General features: G+C 65.0%; 19 protein-coding genes. 4 read left to right on the top strand and 15 right to left on the bottom strand.

Features of this window, described 5'->3' with window-relative positions; translation table 11 throughout:
- Positions 1-15: 15 nt before the first annotated feature.
- The 3 genes from B0E41_RS25280 to B0E41_RS25270 form a co-directional block, all read right to left on the bottom strand.
- The gene (locus tag B0E41_RS25280) at positions 16-834 is read right to left on the bottom strand and encodes a GSU2403 family nucleotidyltransferase fold protein (protein ID WP_077335732.1); all 819 of its coding nucleotides are present in this window, start codon (positions 832-834) and stop codon (positions 16-18) included.
- The gene (locus B0E41_RS25275) at positions 835-1998 is read right to left on the bottom strand and encodes a hypothetical protein (RefSeq protein ID WP_077335730.1); all 1164 of its coding nucleotides are present in this window, start codon (positions 1996-1998) and stop codon (positions 835-837) included.
- 102 nt (positions 1999-2100) lie between these two features.
- A complete protein-coding gene (locus B0E41_RS25270) occupies positions 2101-2997 on the bottom strand; it encodes a LysR family transcriptional regulator (protein ID WP_077335728.1) in 897 nt (298 codons plus the stop codon).
- A 119-nt stretch (positions 2998-3116) separates the two neighbouring features.
- Between B0E41_RS25270 and B0E41_RS25265 the strand changes: the two genes are divergently transcribed.
- A complete protein-coding gene (locus B0E41_RS25265; protein WP_077335726.1) occupies positions 3117-4304 on the top strand; it encodes an acyl-CoA dehydrogenase in 1188 nt (395 codons plus the stop codon).
- 56 nt (positions 4305-4360) lie between these two features.
- On the opposite strand, the gene B0E41_RS26895 is transcribed toward B0E41_RS25265, so the two are convergent.
- Positions 4361-4762 (bottom strand): hypothetical protein, encoded by a 402-nt coding sequence (locus B0E41_RS26895; RefSeq protein ID WP_143434022.1) that lies wholly within the window; start codon positions 4760-4762, stop codon positions 4361-4363.
- A 79-nt stretch (positions 4763-4841) separates the two neighbouring features.
- Complete coding sequence (locus B0E41_RS25260) at positions 4842-5561, bottom strand: alpha/beta hydrolase (RefSeq protein WP_171984876.1); 720 nt, start codon at positions 5559-5561, stop codon at positions 4842-4844.
- A 161-nt stretch (positions 5562-5722) separates the two neighbouring features.
- Here B0E41_RS25260 and B0E41_RS25255 point away from each other — a divergent pair, with 161 nt between their 5' ends.
- A complete protein-coding gene (locus B0E41_RS25255) occupies positions 5723-5926 on the top strand; it encodes a DUF2191 domain-containing protein (RefSeq protein WP_077335722.1) in 204 nt (67 codons plus the stop codon).
- The gene (locus tag B0E41_RS25250) at positions 5923-6303 is read left to right on the top strand and encodes a PIN domain-containing protein (protein ID WP_077335720.1); all 381 of its coding nucleotides are present in this window, start codon (positions 5923-5925) and stop codon (positions 6301-6303) included. The genes B0E41_RS25255 and B0E41_RS25250 overlap by 4 nt, the downstream gene beginning before the upstream one ends.
- 52 nt (positions 6304-6355) lie before the next feature.
- On the opposite strand, the gene B0E41_RS25245 is transcribed toward B0E41_RS25250, so the two are convergent.
- From B0E41_RS25245 to B0E41_RS25230, 4 genes are all read right to left on the bottom strand, one after another.
- Complete coding sequence (locus B0E41_RS25245; protein ID WP_171984875.1) at positions 6356-6868, bottom strand: GNAT family N-acetyltransferase; 513 nt, start codon at positions 6866-6868, stop codon at positions 6356-6358.
- A 149-nt stretch (positions 6869-7017) separates the two neighbouring features.
- Positions 7018-7488: an AAC(3)-I family aminoglycoside N-acetyltransferase gene (locus B0E41_RS25240; protein WP_077335716.1), complete on the bottom strand. Its 471-nt coding sequence runs from the start codon at positions 7486-7488 to the stop codon at positions 7018-7020.
- A 16-nt stretch (positions 7489-7504) separates the two neighbouring features.
- Positions 7505-8902, bottom strand: a complete 1398-nt coding sequence (locus tag B0E41_RS25235; protein ID WP_077335714.1) for a phosphatidylserine/phosphatidylglycerophosphate/cardiolipin synthase family protein — start codon at positions 8900-8902, stop codon at positions 7505-7507.
- An 18-nt stretch (positions 8903-8920) separates the two neighbouring features.
- Positions 8921-11731, bottom strand: coding sequence for a peptidoglycan-binding protein (locus tag B0E41_RS25230; RefSeq protein WP_143434020.1), 2811 nt, complete (start codon positions 11729-11731; stop codon positions 8921-8923).
- Positions 11732-11964: 233 nt separating this feature from the next.
- Here B0E41_RS25230 and B0E41_RS25225 point away from each other — a divergent pair, with 233 nt between their 5' ends.
- Positions 11965-13458, top strand: a complete 1494-nt coding sequence (locus B0E41_RS25225) for a potassium/proton antiporter (RefSeq protein WP_077335710.1) — start codon at positions 11965-11967, stop codon at positions 13456-13458.
- Position 13459: 1 nt separating this feature from the next.
- Here the strand turns inward: B0E41_RS25225 and B0E41_RS25220 are convergent, their stop codons facing one another.
- From B0E41_RS25220 to rhaS, 6 genes are all read right to left on the bottom strand, one after another.
- Entirely contained in the window at positions 13460-14872 is a 1413-nt protein-coding gene (locus B0E41_RS25220; RefSeq protein WP_077335708.1) for a hypothetical protein, read from the bottom strand.
- Between the two features lie 4 nt (positions 14873-14876).
- A complete protein-coding gene (rhaM, locus tag B0E41_RS25215; protein WP_077335706.1) occupies positions 14877-15197 on the bottom strand; it encodes an L-rhamnose mutarotase in 321 nt (106 codons plus the stop codon).
- A 14-nt stretch (positions 15198-15211) separates the two neighbouring features.
- On the bottom strand, positions 15212-16195 hold the full coding sequence (locus tag B0E41_RS25210; protein WP_077335704.1) for an ABC transporter permease: 984 nt from the start codon (positions 16193-16195) through the stop codon (positions 15212-15214).
- Entirely contained in the window at positions 16192-17202 is a 1011-nt protein-coding gene (locus B0E41_RS25205) for an ABC transporter permease (RefSeq protein WP_077335702.1), read from the bottom strand. Before B0E41_RS25205 ends, B0E41_RS25210 begins: the two co-directional genes overlap by 4 nt.
- Positions 17199-18797: a sugar ABC transporter ATP-binding protein gene (locus B0E41_RS25200; RefSeq protein ID WP_077335700.1), complete on the bottom strand. Its 1599-nt coding sequence runs from the start codon at positions 18795-18797 to the stop codon at positions 17199-17201. The genes B0E41_RS25205 and B0E41_RS25200 overlap by 4 nt, the downstream gene beginning before the upstream one ends.
- A gap of 235 nt (positions 18798-19032) precedes the next feature.
- Positions 19033-20025 carry a rhamnose ABC transporter substrate-binding protein gene (gene rhaS / locus B0E41_RS25195; RefSeq protein ID WP_077335698.1) on the bottom strand — a complete coding sequence of 331 codons (993 nt, stop codon included), beginning with the start codon at positions 20023-20025 and terminating at the stop codon, positions 19033-19035.
- Positions 20026-20046 lie beyond the last annotated feature (21 nt).

Below are 20046 nucleotides of genomic sequence, written 5' to 3'. Positions count from 1 at the left end.
GACCACGGCATCGCTTCAGATGCCCATGATCTGGGAGAAGGCGTGCTTACAGACATTCTGCATTTCAGCCGCCGTCAAACCGTTGCGGTCTTGCGGGATTGCAGCAGCTTCACGCAATTCATCCGTGACGCTGGCGAACGATTCTGCGCACTCTTTGAGAACGGTTTCGCTCGCCCCTTGCAGGGCAGGCTTGACGACCCCTTCCCAGTTGCCCTTGAACTGCGGCAGATGCTGAAAGAACAGCTGGATGGTGTCGTACACGTACAGCAGGTCCTGTGACTGCTTGGCTTTCTTGCGGTCTTTCTTGATGAGGAATTTCTGCACCATGAAGCAAAGGGGATTTGCCACCTGCAGCTCGACTGGGACATCGAGCGGCACCTCGTTGTGCGGAGGGCCCACGGTGACGATCCATGGATCAACCATCAGGATGTCGAGGTGCCGGATTTTCTGAGCCGATATTCCAGCGGCTTGGAGGGTGGCATCTGCCGCCCCTCCGCGCTTGTAGCCGCTCCCGATCAGGGGCGTCAGGAACTCTGCATAGAAGCCACCCTGTTCATCTCCCAGCGTGTAGCTCGCAATCGGCGGCCTGAAGTCTCCCGATAGGTTTTCCTTGAAGCCCTTTGCAATGAGTGCAGACTTGATATCGCCTTCCAAGGGGGTCTTGCTGTGGAATGCCAAGTCGGTGTCCCTTGTGAAAACAGGTTGGTGGTCCAGCTGGTTCGCCTTGGGGTGCAGGGTGTGCAGGCGGTGGCCCCAGCCCCCGATGAAGACCAGCTGACCTCGCCACGGATCCAGCGCCTGCACCAGCTTTGCAAAAGCTTCCAAGTCGTTCATTCAATGCCTTGCTTCGATCAGAGGTTGCAGGATCTTGCGGTAGATGAGGTCGGCTTGCTCCTGACCACGTGATGGGTGATTCGAGACATCCAGCCAGACCTGAAGAACGTCGGCGAACACCGAACCGTCGCGGTGCAACGCCCCTCGGAAAGTGGACTGTGGTGACGGTGCCTGGCGAAGAATGAAGTCGGGCGCCCCATCGGAAAACGCCTTCACCATGTCCCAGCCGCCGTCCTTGCTCCCGATGTTGGGGAGTCTCGGTACATAAACATAGGGTGGCACGCCGCTCACATGCCCCAGCCGCAAGGCATCAGCCGCCGCAAAAAGCCCTACGCAGGCTTGGCCATGCTGAGCGCTCACGAGCTTCGCAATCTGATCTGGCACGGCCGATCTGAGGAGAAAGCGCATGGGTGCTTCAGGTGGGCGACGCCGCGCCGCTGAACGCCAATGGGCGAACAGCTCCTCCCGGCGCACGAGTGCCATGTATCCCGAGGACTCATCCAGAAACCTGTCGTGCCTCAGCTGCTGCAGGAACCGAGACGTGCTCATCTCCGAGACTTTGGCTGCAGCGGCCAGTTCAGCACCACTGCGGTAGCGGCCACGGGGTGCGTTGAGGAGGTCATCAGCGATCTCTGGAGCCAGCAGGATTTTGAGCATCCACTGGTTGAGATCAGAAAACAGGTTGTGGCTTGGTGTCGCAGTCGTCCTGTCCTGCCTAGCGCGTGATTGCTGCAGGAACTCATCGCGGTCATCAATAGCGAGGGAATCCGAGCCCCCTCTCTTCAGGATCCCCAGGCCTTCACCGGACAAGACGCCCACGGCCACGTCAGGCGCATACCGTTCAGCAAAGTTCAGCACGTGCTTGTAGAGCGGCAAAGAAGCACGCTCGACATACACCACGGCCATTGGCTTGGCCAGATCATCGCGCGCTGTATACGACCGGGCCTCCAGGATGGCCTGAGAAAGCAAGGGGATCACGCGGTCGGGGCGCCCCTCGGAAAGGTTTTTGATTTCCACCATGAATCGCTCCCCCCCGTTGTTGGCAACGAGATCCGCACGATCAGGGCCACGGGGCACAGGATCGAAGCCCCAACCATGTTTAGCAAGCCAGTTTCTGACGAGGTGCTCTGCCTCAAGGGTGCGAGTGGATTGCTGGGTGTCCATGACATGCTCCTTTCTAACATGGCCATTTTACCCAAAGCGGCCATGTGAGCAATCATGTCCTTGTTATATATCATGGACGCGTTAGAGGAGCAGGTGATCTCTTCAGCCGCTGGTGAGCGCCGCCGAGGTGCGCCGCACCATGTCCAGAAACGCCAGCAGCGCGGGGTGGTGTCCCCCGTCTTTGGAGAGGCAGTGGGTGTCGTAGGGCAGCAGCGGTCGGGCCAGCGGGCGGAACACCACCCCTGGCAAACCCGCCTGGGCCAAGGCGGCTGGCACCAGCCCGACCCCCAGCCCCTGGCCAATGACCGAGACCACGCTCAGCCAGTGCCGCAGCTCGAAGGCCAGAGAAGGCTCAAAGCCCGCGTCGGCACAGGCCGCGAGAATGCGGTCGTGGTAGTCGGGCGAGACGGCGCGCATCACGATGGCGAAGGCCTCGCCCTTCAGCTGATCGAGCGACAGCTGCTTCTTTTTGGCCAGCGGGTGCGTTGAAGGCAGGCAGGCCATGAACGGCTGGCTCGACACGAGGATCTGCGAGAAACCTGCCGGCACGCGCGTGGTGTGCACGAAACCCAGATCAAGCCGGTCGTGCACCAGCTCCACCAGTTGCTCGCTGCTGCTGAGTTCGCGCAGCGCCAGCCGCAGCTTGGGGTGCGCGGCGGCGAAGTCGCGCAGCACCTGCGGCAGGCCGCGGTAGAGCACCGTGCCGGCAAAGCCGATCTGCAGTTGCCCCGCCAGCCCCTGCCCCACGTCGCGCGCCTCGCGCGCGGCCAGCGCCGCCTGCTCCAGCAGCGCCTGCGCACGCGGCAGAAACGCCAGCCCCGCGGCGGTGAGCGCCACGCCCCGGCTGTTGCGCTCGAACAGGCGCGCGCCTACCGAGGCTTCGAGCTGCTGGATGTTCATCGACAGTGGCGGCTGCGTCATCGCCAGGCGCTGGGCGGCGCGGCCGAAGTGCAGCTCTTCGGCGAGCACGGTGAAACAGCGCAGGTGGCGGAATTCCATGAATATGAAGTTTGTATTGATCAATCGGCAATCAATATTAGACAGCTATTCATGCGGCGCCGACAATCGCCCTCAAACCGCTCTTTTATCCCCTCTTCCAACCCGCCCGGAGACACACCATGGCCAGCCCCAAAAACACCTTCAACTGGGAAGACCCGTTCCACCTGAGCGCCCAGCTCACCGACGACGAGCGCCAGGTGCAGGACGCCGCCCGCGCCTACTGCCAGGAAAAGCTGCTGCCCCGCGTGACCGAGGCCTTCCGCCACGAGAAGACCGACCCGGCCATCTTCCGCGAGATGGGCGCGCTCGGCCTGCTCGGCCCCACCATCCCCGAGCAGTACGGCGGCAGCGGCCTCAACTACGTCTGCTACGGCCTGGTGGCGCGCGAAGTGGAGCGCGTGGACTCCGGCTACCGCAGCATGATGAGCGTGCAGAGCTCGCTGGTCATGGTGCCCATCAACGAGTTCGGCACCGAAGCGCAGAAGCAGAAGTACCTGCCCAAGCTCGCCACGGGCGAGTGGATCGGCTGCTTCGGCCTCACCGAACCCAACCACGGCAGCGACCCCGGCAGCATGGTCACCCGCGCCAAGGCCGTGCCCGGCGGCTACAGCCTGAGCGGCGCCAAGATGTGGATCACCAACTCCCCAATAGCCGACGTGTTCGTGGTCTGGGCCAAGGACGACGGCGGCCAGATCCGCGGCTTCATCCTTGAAAAAGGCTGGAAAGGCCTGAGCGCCCCCGCCATCCACAGCAAGGTCGGCCTGCGCGCCAGCATCACCGGCGAAATCGTGATGGACGAAGTCTTCGTGCCGGAAGAAAACGCCTTCCCCGACGTGCGCGGCCTCAAAGGCCCGTTCACCTGCTTGAACAGCGCGCGCTATGGCATCGCCTGGGGCGCACTCGGCGCCGCCGAAGACTGCTACTTCCGCGCCCGCCAGTACGTGCTGGACCGCCAGCAGTTCGGCCGCCCGCTCGCGGCCAACCAGCTGATCCAGAAGAAGCTGGCCGACATGCTGACCGAAATCAGCCTCGGCCTGCAAGGCTGCCTGCGCCTGGGCCGCATGAAGGACGAAGGGACCGCCGCCGTGGAAATCACCAGCATTCTGAAGCGCAACAGCTGCGGCAAGTCGCTCGACATCGCCCGCATGGCGCGCGACATGATGGGCGGCAACGGCATCAGCGACGAATTCGGTGTGGCCCGCCATCTGGTGAACCTGGAGGTAGTGAACACCTATGAAGGCACGCATGACGTGCATGCGCTGATTCTGGGGCGGGCGATTACGGGGATTGCGGCTTTTGCGAACTGATTGGGCTCAACGCCTCCACCAAAAGGGCTGCCATTGGCAGCCCTTCTTGTTTGCATTCACTTCTTCGTTATGACTCGTTTGATTTCAACCTCAGGACTCTCTGGGGAACCAAAATTCCAGTGTGGCAGTGGAGCTAAAAATAATGCAATCCACCCACTCATGGTAGTTATTCTAAACGTACCCAGCTGTACCGCCTGCCCTTGTTCTGGTTCTGCAGGAGCCATCGTCACGCTGTAATTAGAAACGCAGTGAGTTGGAATTATTCCCAGCGTGAGGACAAATATCATAGGTTCATAACAATGACTGCCGCCAAAGCGTGAACCATTTAATGCGACCTTGATAGGGGCACTGGAATCAGCAAGAGTAATTTTAGTGTCTACGACTTCTGTCTGCTCAACCTTGAAGGTTGCGCATCCGCTTAAAATTAGGGCAAGGGTGGCAATGAGTAGCTTGTTCATAACATAGTAGGTATCTGAAGCATCGAAAAGGCAAACGACTTGTTATTGAAGGCAATTGGCCCGTGGAATGATAGAGCAATCAGTCACCATGGGTAATGATTTCGGATGCGCCCATCAGACTTTCCGAAAACACGGCAATCCGCTCAGCACAAGGCCCAGGCCGAGCCTGAAGCAGGAAGTGCGGCCCATCGATCCGGGCCACCTGAATTCCCGGTAAGACACGCTGCATCTCGATCAGCGCCTCCGCCGGCACCACCCAATCTTTGGTTGCTTGCAGATACAGCACAGGCACCCGAATATCGGCCAACTGGCTGCGCACATCCACCAACAGCACTTCCCAGACCCGCTTCCTCAGAACGGCGACAGAGCACTCGCCCATAGCCTGCCTGATGCGCTCAGCCCACGAAGCATTGGCCTCAGCCCCCAGCAAGCAGCGCGAAAGCATGCCCATCGGCGCGGCGCGCACCGGCGCCACGCGGGTGAGCCCCAGCAAAGGCCTGAGGATCGACCGGGGGTTGCGTGCAAAGGTGGCACACAGCACCAGGCCGATCAAGCCGGCAGGTCGGGTCGCCGCGACTTGGATGGCCACTGGGCCTGAAAAGGATTCGCCCAACAAAATAAAGGGGCCGTCATCGGGCAAGGCCGCCAATACGAACCGGGCCAGCTCGCTGTAGCTGAGCGGCTGGTCGCCCGGGTACGGCACCACATGTGTCCGCCACTGCGGTGGCAACTGGCGGCACAAGGCGCCGAAGAAGTCGCCGGAGCCGTCCAGGCCCGGCAGAAGGACAAGGGTTGTCAAAGTGCTATCGCTCTTGAATGGAATCTCACCAAAACACCGTGTCTGCACTGTAACGATGTGCGGTTTAGATGGATGTGGTCTTAAGGCTGAGGAACACCCCCAAAAGATGCGTTTATGCATCAAAATTGATGCTCCACTTGAGTTCACATCCGGAGCATCCCATGCGAACCACCGTCACCATCGACGACGCCCTGTACGAACGTGCCTTGCAAGTCGCCGACCCGACCATGGACAAGGCCGACCTGTTCCGCGAGGTGTTCCGCACCTTTGTGCGGGTGCAGTCGGCCAAGCGGCTGGCGGCGCTGGGCGCGGCCGCGCCCGAGATGACCGACGTTCCACGTCGGCGTGAGGAACCTGCCGAATGACGGCGGTGTTGGTGGACACCTCGGTGTGGGTGGACCACTTTCGCCGCCGCAATGAGGCGCTGACCAGCCTGCTGATGCAGGACGCCGTGTTGATCCACCCCTGGGTGCTGGGGGAACTGGCTTGCGGCACGCCCCCGGCCCGAGTGCAGACGCTGGCCGATCTGGCGGCGTTGCAGTCGGCCAAGGTGGCCACGGTGGACGAGGTGATGGCGTTTGTAGAGCGCGAACGCTTGTACGGCCAGAGTTGCGGTTTGGTGGATCTGGGCCTGCTGGCGTCGGCGCTCATCACACCCGGCGCGCGGTTGTGGACGCTCGATCAGCGCCTGGCCGGGCTGGCCGAGCGGTTGGGCGTGGCGCACACCGCGGGCACGCATTGAACGGAGCAACAACTCAGGCGCACCGCGGTGGTGTTGAACCGGCCATCGGGTGTTACGCCCTCGCGACCACCTTCAAAGACTTCGACAAGTACCGCACCAGCCCAATGCGTCCAACCTTGGGCGCCGTGTACTCGGTGAACCCCGCCGCTTCGTAGGCGCGCCGAGCGGCCAGGTTCTGATCGTCCACGCACAACGCGAGCAGTTGGCAAACCGGCCAGTGTTCCCCCAGCCAGGCCTCCACGAGGGTCAGCGCGTGCCTGCCATGGCCTTTGCCCTGTTCGCGGCTGTCGATGCGCATGGCCCTGAGGGCGACGGCGCCGGTGGGCGCCCACTCCGGCAGCCGAGCCCCCTGGCAGAGCACAACGAAACCGACCGGCACCCCGGCTTGAAGCACGGCCAGGCCGGCGACTTCGTCGGGGCTAGCGCCCTCGCCCACCGCAACGGCTTGCGCCATCGTTCCGGCAAATTCGATCTGTTCTGGCGGGATGTGCAGAGCCAGCACGGATTGCTGCTGTTCGCTGGTGAGCACTTGCCAACGCTGGAGTTGAAGCGGGGTGGCGGCCATGTCAGATCTATCTCCATGTGATGCGCCATTCTCGCCAGCCGCGCCCATGCCGGCCGGTCGGCCTTGGACTTGTGCCCCAGCGGGCTTACTGGAGTACCTACGCCCTGCGAGCTGCGGTGCGAGCTGGCTTGGGAACGCCTGCGCGGCACTCACGGCCACCGCACGGGCAGGTCGAAGTGCATCACGTCCTCCCGCGTGCCGAGCTGGGTGTACAGCGCCACGGCGGGGTCGTCGCCGTGGTCGGCCTGCACAAACACCACCCAGGCGCCGCGTTGTGCGGCCAGGGTCTGCAGGTGCCGGATGAGCGCGGTGGCCACGCCGCGGCGGCGGTGGGTCACGAGCACGGCAAGGTCGTAGATGTAGATCTCGCTGCGCTCCTGTTCGAACTTGGGCAGTTCGTAGGCGGCCAGGGCGCCCACCACCTCACCGCCCTGCTCCGCCGCCAGCGCGATGAAGGTGCTGGAGCCCAGCAGGCGCTGCAGATAGGCCGGCCCGGGCCGGGCGCGGTCGTAGCTGTCGGGGTCGTCGAAGGCTCGACCAAATACGTCGAGCATGCGGTGCAGCAGCGCTGCATCAGCTGTGGTGAGGTGAATGACATTGATGTCGGTCGGCTGGGGCATTCTGCGGCTCCGGCTGCTACACGATCCGAACGAAAGGTGGTTGTCTGTTGATGGGTCGGATGAGCTCGTCAAACTCTTCAGAAAAGGTCTTCTTGGGATCGTCAGGAAATTGATAGAACGCAAAGTGCTGGCGACGCAGTCGTTGCCAGAGCGCCAGGCGCAATGCCCGCGCGAAACCCGACTTCGGAAAACCGAGCGATCGGCCGTCGTTGCTGCTCGTGAAGCCGAAGCCGAACTCGGATTCCGCCGGCATGCGGTCGGTGCTGGCCTGGGACGGGCCGTAGAAATTCGCTGAGCCCAACACGACAAACTCGTCATCGAAGATCCAGATTTTGGAATGCACCATCGCCGTGCTGGCCAGAGCCAACACGCGCAGCTTCTTGTTGGTGGTGGCCATGAATTTGGCGGTGGCGTCGCGGTTCTTTTTGAACACGCCTTCTCCGAGGTTGGGTGTCACGATGACCACTTCGACACCCCTGGCCGCCGCCTGCTTGACCTGCTGCTCAAGTGTGTTTGCCGCTCGCGGCAGATCGCTGCGACGCGGCGGGTCGGTCACTTTGCGCGGGTTGGCCTCTGTCGGGGCGGACCCCATGGAGAACAGCAGGTGCTCCTCTATATAGATGGTTTTTTTTGCCTGGGTGATGGCGTTTGAGAGGAGCCGGAAATAGGTGTGGTCGCCGTGCTCGGCATAGCTGCGCTTCCAGCCTGTACGGTCCTTGGGGAACGGGGGATAGGTCCGCACGAACTGGACCTTGTGCGGCAGCGGAACGTCTTCCTTGGACATTTCGACGATGTCCCGCTTCGTGATCGCCTTGTCCCCGTCGTTGGTGACCGTCATGGACCGCCAGCGCTCTTCGAGAGAGAGCCTGCCCACGCGGGCGGCATTGCCCGTGAGTTCCGCCTGGACATCAATCCAGTCGGATCGGTCCTTCACGATGTCCATGCCTCCGACAAACAGGAAGCGGTCGTATCCGTAAAGATCCTTCTTGAAAACCACCATGTCGATCAGCACGGCCTTCTGGTGGTGGGACGGGCTGGACTTGCTGGACGGCGGCAGTTGTTCGTCCAGCACGGCGTTGATGTCCTTGTCCCGTGCCATCCGGACGGCTTCTGCGTTCTGTTCGTAGCCGACGTCGGGTGTCGCAAGCAAGCGCACCCGGACCTCCTTTTTGCGGGCCTTGTGCAACACGCTCAGCGCGGTGGATCTTCCTTCCAGTGGCTGCTCCAGGTTGAATCCCCAACCCACCAGGAACACGCCGTCGTACGAGCCTTTGGTCTTTGCGATGAGCTCGGCGAGGCGCTTGTAGTAGCTCGCGTACGTCAGGTAAAACCGGATCTCGGGCGCCAGCGTGACGTGAAAGCACCACTCGTCCGGCGATCCGGGCGTGCCCTGGGGCAGGAACCAATCGGCCACCTGAGGCCCCTGACCGCGCTAGACCTGGCGCCCCGTCTTGGGGTCGTACTTCACCTCCACCGGCACCACCTGATCGGTCGGTAGCACCTCGACCCACTGGTCGAACACCTCGAACTCATCCGCACCCGGCGCCACCCGGAACCCGCCCTGTAGCGGATAGAAGCCGTGCTCGAACACCTTGTCGATCGGCGTGGCCGACACTTTGTTGGCGTCGTCGATTTCTTCCGGAGGAAACTGACCCACCTGCGCCGACGAGGCATGCTTCGCAGAGACCTTTGCACACAGGTGCTCGATCGCATCCAGCACCGTCGGCGCAGAGCCGTCATGCGGGATTCCCGCCAGCTCGCCTGCGGGCGCAACATAGGTCTGGTCCAGGCCCATCGCCCCTTCCACACCGGTCTGCTGCAACCAGTTGATTGCCGCCTTCTCCTTCCCCGGCCGGATCGGGATCACGGCCTTGACCCACGGCGCGTTCAGGAACGCGTTGCGCATGTTGTCGCCGTCCAGTTGCATCAGCCACCCCAGCGACGCCCCAAGTCGCGCCGGTTCGCTGTCGTGCGTGATGTAGTAGTTGTCTGCCCGGTTCTCTCCGATACCGCCCCAGGCAACCACCGAGGTAGTGGGAATGGACGCGTCCTCGCGCTCGCCTTGCTGCAGCTTCTTCAGAGCCGACTGCGTGAACACCCCGGGATTGGCCATGCTCGCCATCGAGCGATGGACCGACGTGACCGCCGTTCGAGTGCCGCCCTCACCCCCCGCAGCGGCTGCAGCTGGGACACCGACGGCCTGGTGGCTGCGATGCAGGCGCGGACGCCACCACTCCGGCGCCACGAAATACAGCATCTTGTCGATATCGAAAATGGTGTTAAGCAGTTCGCTCACCACGTGGCGAGTCCGGTCGTCCGGCATCGGCACGCCCCGCGTGAGCATGTCCTGGATGAGCGCGCGATAGACGACGATCCGCTCTTCCTCTCGCAAGTCCTCGAAAGGCCTTCGCTCGATGCGGCTGGCCTTGTTGATCCGGTCCTGCGCGGCGGCAAGGAACTCCTGCTCGAACAAGCGCTTCGAGGCGGCCTTGAACGTCGCGATTGCGGCCTTGTTCTTCGCCTCGATTTCGGCCAGCACGTCCGCCGCAGGGGTCCATTTGACGTTGGCAACGATGCGCACATTCGGGTTGTTGCGGAAGTTGATGTGCCGGACCTTGACGCCGAACGCCACTTGCCCCCGCACCGAATGATCCAGGTTGATCACATCGACCCGAACATCCTGCCCCCCGTAGTCGAAGTCGATGCCGGCGTAGGTATAGCCGGGCTGGTCACACACCATCCGGAGGCCATTGAACACATGCTGCACCTTCTCGGGTGTTCCCTCGGCGGTGTCGGTATTCACCTCCACCCCGTCGCGGTACGCCTCGTCCATGTCTTCGTCGGGCTCGGTGTCCTGGGTCATCGGCACGAACGGGATGTCGACATTGACGGGCGTCACGTGGTCGGCTGGCCGAGGGATCGATTCGGGCGCCGGCACCCCCGACACATCCGGGTTCTTCGCAATGTGAACCAGCTTGGCCACCCCGAGATCGCGCCCGGGATCGTCGACGAACGTCTGCCAGCACAGGTAGGTCCCGATGTCCTGCACCTGCACCCCGACCTGGCGCATCTTGCGGCGCAGTTCGTAGTTGACGAGTTTGTCGGTGGTGTTGTTCAACACGTAGCGCTTGCTGGAGGTGTCGATCGTCTCGGTCACCGTGCGGAAGGTCGACTTGAAGTTCTTGCGGATCTCGGTCGACAGCTTCTGGGATTGCTGCCGCATCTGTCGGTGGGTGTGCTCGCGGGCAGTCGACTGCGTGTTCTCCATGTTCAGACTGGCCGTAGCGGTCGCGCTGCCGGTGATCCATCCTTGGTTGACCGTCGCGTTCATGCCGAACTTCGTGTCCGAGCGGTTCTCCTGCTTCACGGCATCGGAGATCTCTTCCTCCTCGGTCAGGCTTTTTTCGGTCTTGGTCACTGATTCGGTCGCCTGCTCGATCACCTTCTCCACCAGCGTGCGGCGGGTGGACACCTCGACCAGTTCCACCACCGACCCAGGGCTCAGCCAGACGTGACCCACCGGCGAGCCAAGGAAGGTGTCGAACTCAAAAAAATACTGCCGGAACAGATGCACGATCCCGATCGGCGACAACGCTGCGCGGTCGATGTCCTTTTTGGGATCGAAGTGGTCCAGCGGATCGCGGAATTGGAGCAGCGACTGCAGCTTGGGCAGGTCCGCATTGACCTTGAAAAACAGGTCTTTGAGCGCATCGAACTGCTTGGTCTTCCTGAGATACACGAGCAGGCCGGCAAACGACGACTCCCGGGCCAGCTGCTCGGCCACCCGGTCGGCGGTGCCAAGGCCCTGCCTGTTCGCCAACTGGCTGCGCTGCCATTCCTCAACTTCGGGAACGACGGACCTCGCGAGCATGTCGTCCAGAAGCCCCTCGTCGATCACATCCCAAGCGGCCTCGTCAAGCCGGTCCAGGTCCGGCAGCTTCTTGCTCAGGAGGTCTCCGAGCAATGTTCCGGTGCTGCGGCGGCGCCATGGCTCCAGCTGGGCGACACGCACTTTGCGGATCTCTGCCAGTCGCCCTTCTTCGAGGCTGCGCAATTCCACCGACGGCGTGAACCTGCCCAGCAGCCCTCTCTCGGCACGGATGAGATCGTTTCGGAACCCGCGATCAAGCCGTTCCCGTTGCCGCTTCGATGTCCAGCCAATCAGCGGCTGGTAGACCCCGAACACCTCACTGGCGTAGGGCAGCACCTGTGAGTACGCACCCAGATTGTGAAGACGCTTCATATGCCCCCCGTGCGAACAGACACTGGAAACCCAACACCGGCCACATACGCGAAGCCGACGGAGGAAAGGCACACATCGTTGTCCGTGAGGGGATAAGCAGCAAGGGATAGTTACTATTTGAAACCCACCTCACCATCAGTCACCGCCGGACAAGGTGACTGAGCTGCACCTGTGTTTCCGAGGAGCCTCTCCTCTTGCACCGCAACTGGCACACATTCTGTTAGCTTGCGGCCATGGCCCTCTCGCTCGACTTCCTCGCTCTGCCGCTGCTCGTGGCCGCGTCGCTGGTGTTCGTGAGCGTGCTGGCGGGGGTGTTGTCGGCGCGCGTGGGGTTTTCGTTCCTGCTGGTGTTCCTGCTGGTGGGCATCCTGGCCGGGGTGGACGGGCCGGGCGGGCTGGTGTTTGATGATTTCCACCTGAGCTTCTGGGTCGGCAACGTGGCGCTCGCGGTGATCCTGCTGGACGGCGGTTTGCGCACCGACCACGCCACCTTCCGCACCGGGTTGAGGCCATCGATGCTGCTGGCCACACTGGGCGTGCTGGTGTGCGCGGGCATCACCGGTCTGGCGGCGCGCTGGCTGCTGGGCCTGAGCTGGCCACTGGCCTTGCTGGTGGGCGCCATCGTGGGCTCGACCGACGCGGCAGCGGTGTTCTCGCTGATGAAGTCGTCGGGCGTGACGCTCAACGAGCGCGTGGCCGCGACGCTGGAGATCGAGTCGGGCCTGAACGATCCGATGGCGGTCTACCTGACGCTCACCTTCATCGGGCTGGCCACGGCGGGGCAGGCGGTGAACGCCGTCGCAACGCCGTGGGACGCGCAGCAGGTGCTGCACGCCGTGTGGGCGCTGTTGCTGCACCTGGGCTGGGGCACGGCCATGGGCCTGGGCAGTGGCTGGGCGCTGGCGGCCTTGCTCAACCGGCTGGGCCGCGGGTCAGAAGGCGGTGGCGGCGTGCGCGCGCTGCTGGTGGTGTCGGGCGGACTGGCGGTGTTCGCGGCCACCACCTGGCTGGGCGGCTCGGGGTTTCTGGCGGTGTACGCCATGGGCGTGGTGACGGGCAACCGGGCGCAGCGCCCGGTGCGGCGGGCGCTCTCGGCCATGGACGGTTACGCCTGGCTGGCACAGGCGGCCATGTTCTTGCTGCTGGGTCTGCTGGTGACGCCGAGCGACATCTTGCGCACGCTGTGGCCGGCGCTGGGGGTGTCGGCGGCGCTGATGCTCGTGGCCCGGCCGATCTCGGTGTGGCTGTGTCTGGCGCCGTTCCGTTTCAGCGGGCGCGAGATCGGCTTCATCTCGTGGGTGGGGCTGCGTGGGGCGGTGCCGATCGTGCTGGCGGTGTTTCCGCTGATGGCGGGGGTGGACGGCGCGCGCACGTTTTTCAACGTGGCCTTCGTGGTGGTGCTCACCTCGCTGCTGCTGCAGGGCTCGACCATTGCCTGGAGCGCGCGGTGGCTGGGCGTGGCCCTGCCGGACCCGAAAGACGAACAAGGCCACCGCGAGGTGTTTGGTGATTTCGTGATCGACGCCAGCACGCCGATGGACTCGCTGTGCGGGTTCTACGGGCTGCCCATGCCTGCTGCACCACAAACCGATGTGGCCACCTGGCTTCGCATCGAAATCAACCGCCCGCCGGTGGTGGGCGACGGCGCGCTGCTGGGCGCTGCCGAGCTGAGCGTGCGCCAGATGGACGGTGACCGCATCACGCGGGTGGGCATCCGGCTGGGGTGATTCAGATGGACACGAGCAAGGCCGTGCGTTGGTTTCTGTACCGATGCAGCCGCTGCTGCAGATCCTGCCCCACCTCAGGCAAGGGTTCGTACCAGCCCGAAAGCCGCGCGCGGGCGGGCCAGTCGGCCAGCATCCAGGCGCCGCGCGCCGTGCCTTCGAGGGCATCGGTCGAGCGCAGCACACGGCGACCGGCCAGCCAGGCCGAGAGCGCCGTGTTGTAGACCACGTTGCCCGCGAGCGGCCCTTCCACCACCACGGGCGCCGAGGCGGCGGCACCGTTGGCCAGCGAGGCCACCAGCTCGGCCGTGATGTCGGCGCCATAGAGCGCCGCGAGCGCCGGCCGCAGGTGCGCGGGCACCGCCTGTGCGCCAGCGGCCTGCACCAGCCCGTGTTGCCACACACGGCCCTGTTGGCCTTGATAAGGGCCGGCTTCCGCAAACGACGGCGTGGCCGCCCAGCCCTGTGCCAGCAGTTCGTCGAGCGCGGCCAGTGTGGCGAGCGCGGGGTCGGCGCCGCCGCACAGGGCGGCGAACTCGCGCCCGCCCATGAAACGCGCGGTGGGCACGGCCCCGCCTTCCACCGACACGTTGACCAGCTCATCGCGCCCGGGCGTGAGCGCCGCCGCCGTGCCACCGGGCGCCATGACCACGCACCAGGTGCCGGTGGAGACCACCGTGCCGTGAGGCACGGCGTGCAGGTGGCGGGCCAGGCAGGCGTTGCTGTCGTGCACGCCCACGTGCACCTGGCAGGTGGTGGGCAGCTGCAGGCGCACGGCCAGATCGGGCTTCACCGGGCCCAGCACCTCCCATGCCGGTCTCAGCGGCGCAAACAGGTCGGCGATGCCGGCTCGCCGCGCCCACGCGGCCGGTTGCTGGCGCTCAGGTAACCACAGGTGGGTGTGGCAACCAAGCGAAGACACCTCGCTCGCGGCCACGCCGCTGAACCACCAGGCCCAGTACTGCGGGTACGGCAGCCAGTAGCGGATGCGCTGCCAGGCGGCAGGCTGCGTCTGCTGCAGCCAGTAGAGCTGCAGACCGGCGTTGAGGCCCAGCGGCAGGTCGGGCGAACCGGTGGCGTCGAAGCCGTCGGCGAGGCGGTGAAAGGCTTCGCGGTGCGCGCCGTAACCGTCCCACTCGTAGTCCATGGGCGGCAGCACCAGGCGCTCGCCGTCGATGGCGCAGAAGGCCGCACCGTGGGTGCTGATGTGGAGGTGCGCGATGCGCTCGCGCTGGGGCAAGGCGGGGATGCAACGCAGCAGCCAGGCCTCGAGCGCGGCCACGCCGAGTTCCAGGTAATCGGGGCCCTGCACCGCCTCGTTGGCCTGCACCTCGCGGGCCAGCACCTCACCGGCCTCGTTGATGAGCAGCAGCTTGGCGTTGGTCTTGCCGATGTCGAGGATGAGGGTGTGGGTCACGAACTCAGTCCAGGTGGAACACGCAGTGCAGCGGCTCGGCCACGGGCGAACCGTCGGGGTTCGTCTGCATCAGGTCTTTCATGTGCTGCCACCAGCGCTGCATCACCGGGTGCTGCGGCAGGGTGTCCATGCCGTGGCCGGCGCTGCGGCGCAAGACGGCGAACAGCACGCCGCGCGGCGCGTCGAGAAAGATGCTGTAGTCGGACACGCCGCGCTCCTTCAGCAGGGCCGACAGCTCGGGCCAGATGGCATCGTGACGCCGCTGGTACTCGGACTCGCAGCCGAGCTTCAGGAACATGCGGAATGCGATCTTTTCGGTGTTCATGGCGGGCTTCCTGTTCAGGCTGGTTTAAGCACGGCGGCGGACGGACGGCGCAACACCTTGAGCCAGCGCGGCAGCACCATGGCCACGATCAGCAGCGCGCCCACGATCATCGACATCACGATGCCCGACACGTTGAGCATGCCCAGCGCGAAGTTGAAGCTGCCCAGCAGCACGGCCGCGAGGATCACGCCCACGATGCTGCCGCGCCCGCCCTCGATGGCCACGCCGCCGAGGATCACGATGGTCACCGCGTCCAGTTCCCAGCCCATGGCCAGGTTGGGCCGCGTGCTGCCAATGCGCCCGGTGAGCAGGATGGCCGCGAGCGCCGCCATGATGCCGGCGAACACGAACAGGCCGAGCCGGTAGCGGTCCACCGAGATGCCCGAAAAACGCGACGCAATCGGGTTGGCGCCGATGGCGTAAACCCGCCGGCCGTGCACCGTGGCGTGCAGGAACAGGCCCACCAAGATCGCCATCAGCAACATCACGCCGAACTCGATGGGCACGATGAACCCCGGCTGGCCGATCAGGTCGCCGATGCTGCCGTTGCCCCAGGTGCTCAGCGTCTCGGGGTAGCCGGTGATCGCCTGGTCGCCCAGCACCACCTGGGCTAGGCCCCGGTAGAGCGAGAGCGTGCCGATGGTGACCACGATGGACGGCAACTTCCAGCGCGTCACCAGCCAGCCGTTGAGCCCGCCGCAGAGCGCGCCCGTGGCCACCGCGGCGCACAGCATCAGCGGCAGGCTGGCACCGGCCTGCATCGCCAGGCCCATGGCCAGCGAGGCCAGCGCCATGGTGGCGGCGATCGAGAGGTCGATCTCGCCCGACACCACCAGCAGCGCCATCGCCAGCGCGATCAGGGCCTTCTCTGAAAAGTTGTAGGTGCTGTCGGCCAGCGCGTAGGGCGAGAAGAAGCCCTCGATGCCCAGGCCGAAGCCCAGGTAGACCAACATGATCAGCGCGATCAGCACGCGCTCCCAGGTGTCGAGTGCCCTCATGCTGTCGCTCCTTGTGGAACCGCCGAGCGGTCCAGTATCTGCCGCCCTTTTTTGCGGTCGGCCGTGGCGTTGAGCACCACCGAAATCAAAATCACCGCGCCCGCAATCGCCTGCTGCCAGAACGGCGAGACCTGGATCACCGGCAGCGCGCCGTTGACCACGCCGATGAACAACACGCCGAGCACCGCACCGCCAATCGTGCCGACACCGCCACCGATGCTCACGCCGCCGATCACGCAGGCGGCGATCACCGTCAGCTCGTAGCCCGAGGCCAGCTCGGAAAACGCAATCGAATACCGCCCCACCCAGAGCAGGCCCGCCAGCCCGGCCAGCAGGCCCGACACGGTGTAGGCCATCACCAGCCGGCGCTGCACCGGAATGCCGGCGTACAGCGCGGCCGAGGGGTTGCCGCCGTAGGCGTACAGCTCGCGGCCTTCGCGCCGCCAGTGCAGCAGCCAGAACGCGAGCGCCACCACCACGGCGGCGAACCAGATCAGCATGGGCAGGCCGAGCAGGGTCTCGCGCGGCAGGCCTTTGATGAGCGGGTGGATCTCGTGGTCCGACACCCAGGCGCCGCCGCTGGACACAAACACCGCGCCCCGGTAGAGCGACAGCGTGCCCAGCGTGACCACGATGGACGGCAGCGAGAACCGCATGATCAGCCAGCCGTTGACGAAGCCCAGCGCCGCGCCGATGGCGCAGGCCATGGCGATCAGCGCCACCAGCGGAATGCCGGGCCAGGCGCGCCCGGCCAGCGCGCACAACATGCCGGTGAGCGCCAGGTTGGATGCCACCGAGAGGTCGACGCCACGCGTCAGCAGCACCAGCATCTGGCCCATCACCAGGATGGCGAGGATGGCCGAGTCGTTGCCGATGTCCAGCGCGTTGCGCAGGGTCAGGAACACGGGCGCGCGCGCGCCCACCGCGAGCACGATGACGGCGATGATGGCCAGCAGCAGCCACTCGCGCCGCACCTGCGCCAGCGCGGTCAGGGGGTTGGTTGTCATGGTTGCACCTCGGAGGACAGACGGACAGGGGGCACCGCAGCGGTGGGCGACGGCACAGCGGCGCCATGCCCGAGGCCCAGGCCTGACGCGGCGGACACGATGGTCTCAGCGTCCACCGAGCCCATGGCAAATTCGCTCACCATGCGGCCGCGCCGCATGACGATGACGCGGTGCGCGAGGTGCATCACCTCGGGCAATTCGGACGACACGAGAATCACCGCCAGGCCCTGCTCCACCATCTCGGCGATCAGGTGGTAGACGGCCTGTTTGGCGCCCACGTCGATGCCCTTGGTGGGCTCGTCCAGGATCACGATGCGCGGGTTCAGCCCCAGCCACTTGGCGATCACCACCTTCTGCTGGTTGCCGCCCGACAGACCCGACAGCGGCGTGTCCTGGCTCGCGGTCTTGATGCGCAGGCGTTCGATCATGCGGGCCGCGAGATGGGACTCGCGCGCGGCCGACAACCAAGGCCCACGCGACAGCGCCGACACACCGCTGGCGAGACCGGCCAGGCTGATGTTGTGCCGCACCGAAAAACCCAGCACGGCGCCTTGGCGCTGCCGTTCTTCGGGCACGTAGGCCAGGCCGGCGGCGATGGCGTCGCCGGGCCGGCGGATCTCGATGCGGCGGCCCTCGACCACCACCTCGCCCGTGGCCGCCGGGTTCAGGCCCATCAGCGCCAGCATGGCCTCGCTGCGGCCGGCGCCGATCAGGCCGTAGAAACCCAGGATCTCGCCGCGCCGCAGTTCGAAGCCGAGGTCGGCGAATTCGGTTGGGTGGCTGAGGCCTTTCACCTGCAGCACCACCTCGCCCGGCTGGCTGTGGATGGGCGGGTAGATCTGTTCGATGGCGCGGCCCGCCATCAGGCCCACCAGGGTGGGTTCGTCGGCCTCGGCGATGGCGCCCGAGCCCACCGACGCGCCGTCGCGCAAGACCACGTAGCGGTCGCAGACAGCAAAAATCTCGTCGAACTTGTGGGTGATGAAAAGCACCGCCACGCCCTCGTTCTTCAGGCCGCGCACGAGGCCGAAGAAGTCGCGGATCTCGGCCTGCGACAGGGCGGCGGTGGGCTCGTCGAGAATCACCACCCGGGCGTTCTGCGACAAAGCGCGCGCGATCTCGATCAGGTGGCGCTGCGCCAGGCTCAACTGTTTAACCAGCGTGGTGGCGGCAAAGCCCGCGCCCACGCGGTCGAGCACCACCTGGGCCTCGGCGTTCATGCGGGCCCAGTCGATCACCTTGAACAGGCCCGCGCCACGCAGGGGCTGTCGGCCGATGAAGATGTTCTCGGCCGCGCTTAGCTCCTCGAACATCACCGTTTCCTGGTGCACCGCCACGATGCCGGCGGCCTGCGCGTCCTGCGCCTTGGCAAAACGCTGTGGCCGGCCTTCGATGCGGATCTCGCCCTCTTCGGGCTGGTGCACGCCGGTGAGCGTTTTCACCAGCGTGGATTTGCCGGCACCGTTTTCACCGATCAGGGCCAGCACCTGGCCAGGCACCAGGTCCAGGTCCACGCCCTTCAAGGCGTGGGTGGGGCCAAAGCGTTTGTGGATGCCGCGCAGCGACAGCCACGCGGGAGGGGAATCAGGGTTCATGGCAGCGTGGTGGAGGCAAGAGGCTCGGCAAGGGTACGGCAGGTTCCCCGTAGAACCGTTGCCGGCCATCAGGAGTCGAAGCTGGGGAGTCCCACGGCGCCGGAGCGCCGCCCGCACCGCGCGCAGCGGTGCAGCCCCAGGGCACCGCCGGGCCGGCTTTGCCGGACGGCCAGTGCCGTCCCCCTCCCGCCTAAGGCGAGAGAGGGGGAAGACGCGAAGCGGCGCAGGGGGTGCTTCAGAAGATTTTTGCGAACTTGTCCACGTTGCCGGCGTCGTAGGTGAACGGCTCGGCCATCGCGCCTTCGAGGTCTTTGTCCAGCGTGGTGCTGCCCACGCGACCCAGCGAAATCTTCTCGCCGGCCACGCCCTTGGCCGTGCCCTTGATGAAGGCACTGGCGGCCATGATGGACGAGTAACCGAGGTCGATGGGGTTCCAGATCGCGAACGACTTCACCGCGCCGCTCTTCACATGGCCGGCCATTTCAGACGGCAGGCCCAGGCCGGTCACGAAGATCTGGCCGACCTTCTTCTCGTCCTGCACGGCCTTGGCCGCGGCGGCAATGCCCACCGTGGTCGGGGCCACGATGGCCTTCAGGTTGGGATAGCTCTTGAACAGGCCCTGCGCTTCGCGGTAGCTCTTGTCGGTCTGGTCGTCGCCGTAGACCACGTTGACCAGTTTCAGGCCCGCGTACTCGGGCTGAGCCAGCACCTTCTTCATCTCGGCGATCCAGATGTTCTGGTTGGTGGCCTGCGCGGTGGCCGACAGCACGGCGATCTCGCCGGTCTTGCCCACCACCTGCTCGCTCATCTTCACCAGCTTCTCGCCGATCAGCGCGCTGTTCGACGGGTTCAGCTGCATCAAACGGCCTTCCTTCTTCACGCCCGAGTCGAACGAAATCACCTTGATGCCACGGGCCATGGCCTTCTTCAGCGACGGCACCAGCGCGTCGGGGTCGTTGGCGGAGATCACGATGGCCTTCACGTTCTGCGCGATCAGGGAGTTGACGATCTCGATCTGGCCTTCGGCCGTGGCCTTGGCGGGGCCTGTGTAGATGATCTCGACGTCCTTGAGCTCCTTGGCGGCTTCGAGCGCGCCCTGGTGGGCGGCGTCAAAGAAGCCGTTGCCCAGGCTCTTGACCACGAGGGCGATCTTGTCGGCGGCGAAGGCCGGCTGAACCAGGGCCAGCGCCAGGGCGGCAGCGGTCAGTGCGAAACGGGTTTTTTTCATGTATGTCTCCAAAGGATGTCG

Origin of the sequence: Hydrogenophaga sp. A37 (assembly GCF_002001205.1) — a bacterium.
Lineage (GTDB): Bacteria > Pseudomonadota > Gammaproteobacteria > Burkholderiales > Burkholderiaceae_C > Hydrogenophaga.
This window is presented reverse-complemented; position numbering and strand designations above follow the sequence as displayed.

Bases quoted from the DNA above. Each gene is read 5' to 3' on its own strand.
- rhaS (WP_077335698.1), bottom strand. From the start codon at position 20,025: ATGAAAAAAACCCGTTTCGCACTGACCGCTGCCGCCCTGGCGCTGGCC.
- B0E41_RS26895 (WP_143434022.1), bottom strand. From the start codon at position 4,762: ATGAACAAGCTACTCATTGCCACCCTTGCCCTAATTTTAAGCGGATGC.
- B0E41_RS25200 (WP_077335700.1), bottom strand. From the start codon at position 18,797: ATGAACCCTGATTCCCCTCCCGCGTGGCTGTCGCTGCGCGGCATCCAC.
- B0E41_RS25210 (WP_077335704.1), bottom strand. From the start codon at position 16,195: ATGAGGGCACTCGACACCTGGGAGCGCGTGCTGATCGCGCTGATCATG.
- B0E41_RS25280 (WP_077335732.1), bottom strand. From the start codon at position 834: ATGAACGACTTGGAAGCTTTTGCAAAGCTGGTGCAGGCGCTGGATCCG.
- B0E41_RS25265 (WP_077335726.1), top strand. From the start codon at position 3,117: ATGGCCAGCCCCAAAAACACCTTCAACTGGGAAGACCCGTTCCACCTG.
- B0E41_RS25205 (WP_077335702.1), bottom strand. From the start codon at position 17,202: ATGACAACCAACCCCCTGACCGCGCTGGCGCAGGTGCGGCGCGAGTGG.
- B0E41_RS25225 (WP_077335710.1), top strand. From the start codon at position 11,965: ATGGCCCTCTCGCTCGACTTCCTCGCTCTGCCGCTGCTCGTGGCCGCG.
- B0E41_RS25255 (WP_077335722.1), top strand. From the start codon at position 5,723: ATGCGAACCACCGTCACCATCGACGACGCCCTGTACGAACGTGCCTTG.
- B0E41_RS25245 (WP_171984875.1), bottom strand. From the start codon at position 6,868: ATGGCCGCCACCCCGCTTCAACTCCAGCGTTGGCAAGTGCTCACCAGC.
- B0E41_RS25275 (WP_077335730.1), bottom strand. From the start codon at position 1,998: ATGGACACCCAGCAATCCACTCGCACCCTTGAGGCAGAGCACCTCGTC.
- B0E41_RS25240 (WP_077335716.1), bottom strand. From the start codon at position 7,488: ATGCCCCAGCCGACCGACATCAATGTCATTCACCTCACCACAGCTGAT.
- rhaM (WP_077335706.1), bottom strand. From the start codon at position 15,197: ATGAACACCGAAAAGATCGCATTCCGCATGTTCCTGAAGCTCGGCTGC.
- B0E41_RS25230 (WP_143434020.1), bottom strand. From the start codon at position 11,731: ATGAAGCGTCTTCACAATCTGGGTGCGTACTCACAGGTGCTGCCCTAC.
- B0E41_RS25250 (WP_077335720.1), top strand. From the start codon at position 5,923: ATGACGGCGGTGTTGGTGGACACCTCGGTGTGGGTGGACCACTTTCGC.
- B0E41_RS25270 (WP_077335728.1), bottom strand. From the start codon at position 2,997: ATGGAATTCCGCCACCTGCGCTGTTTCACCGTGCTCGCCGAAGAGCTG.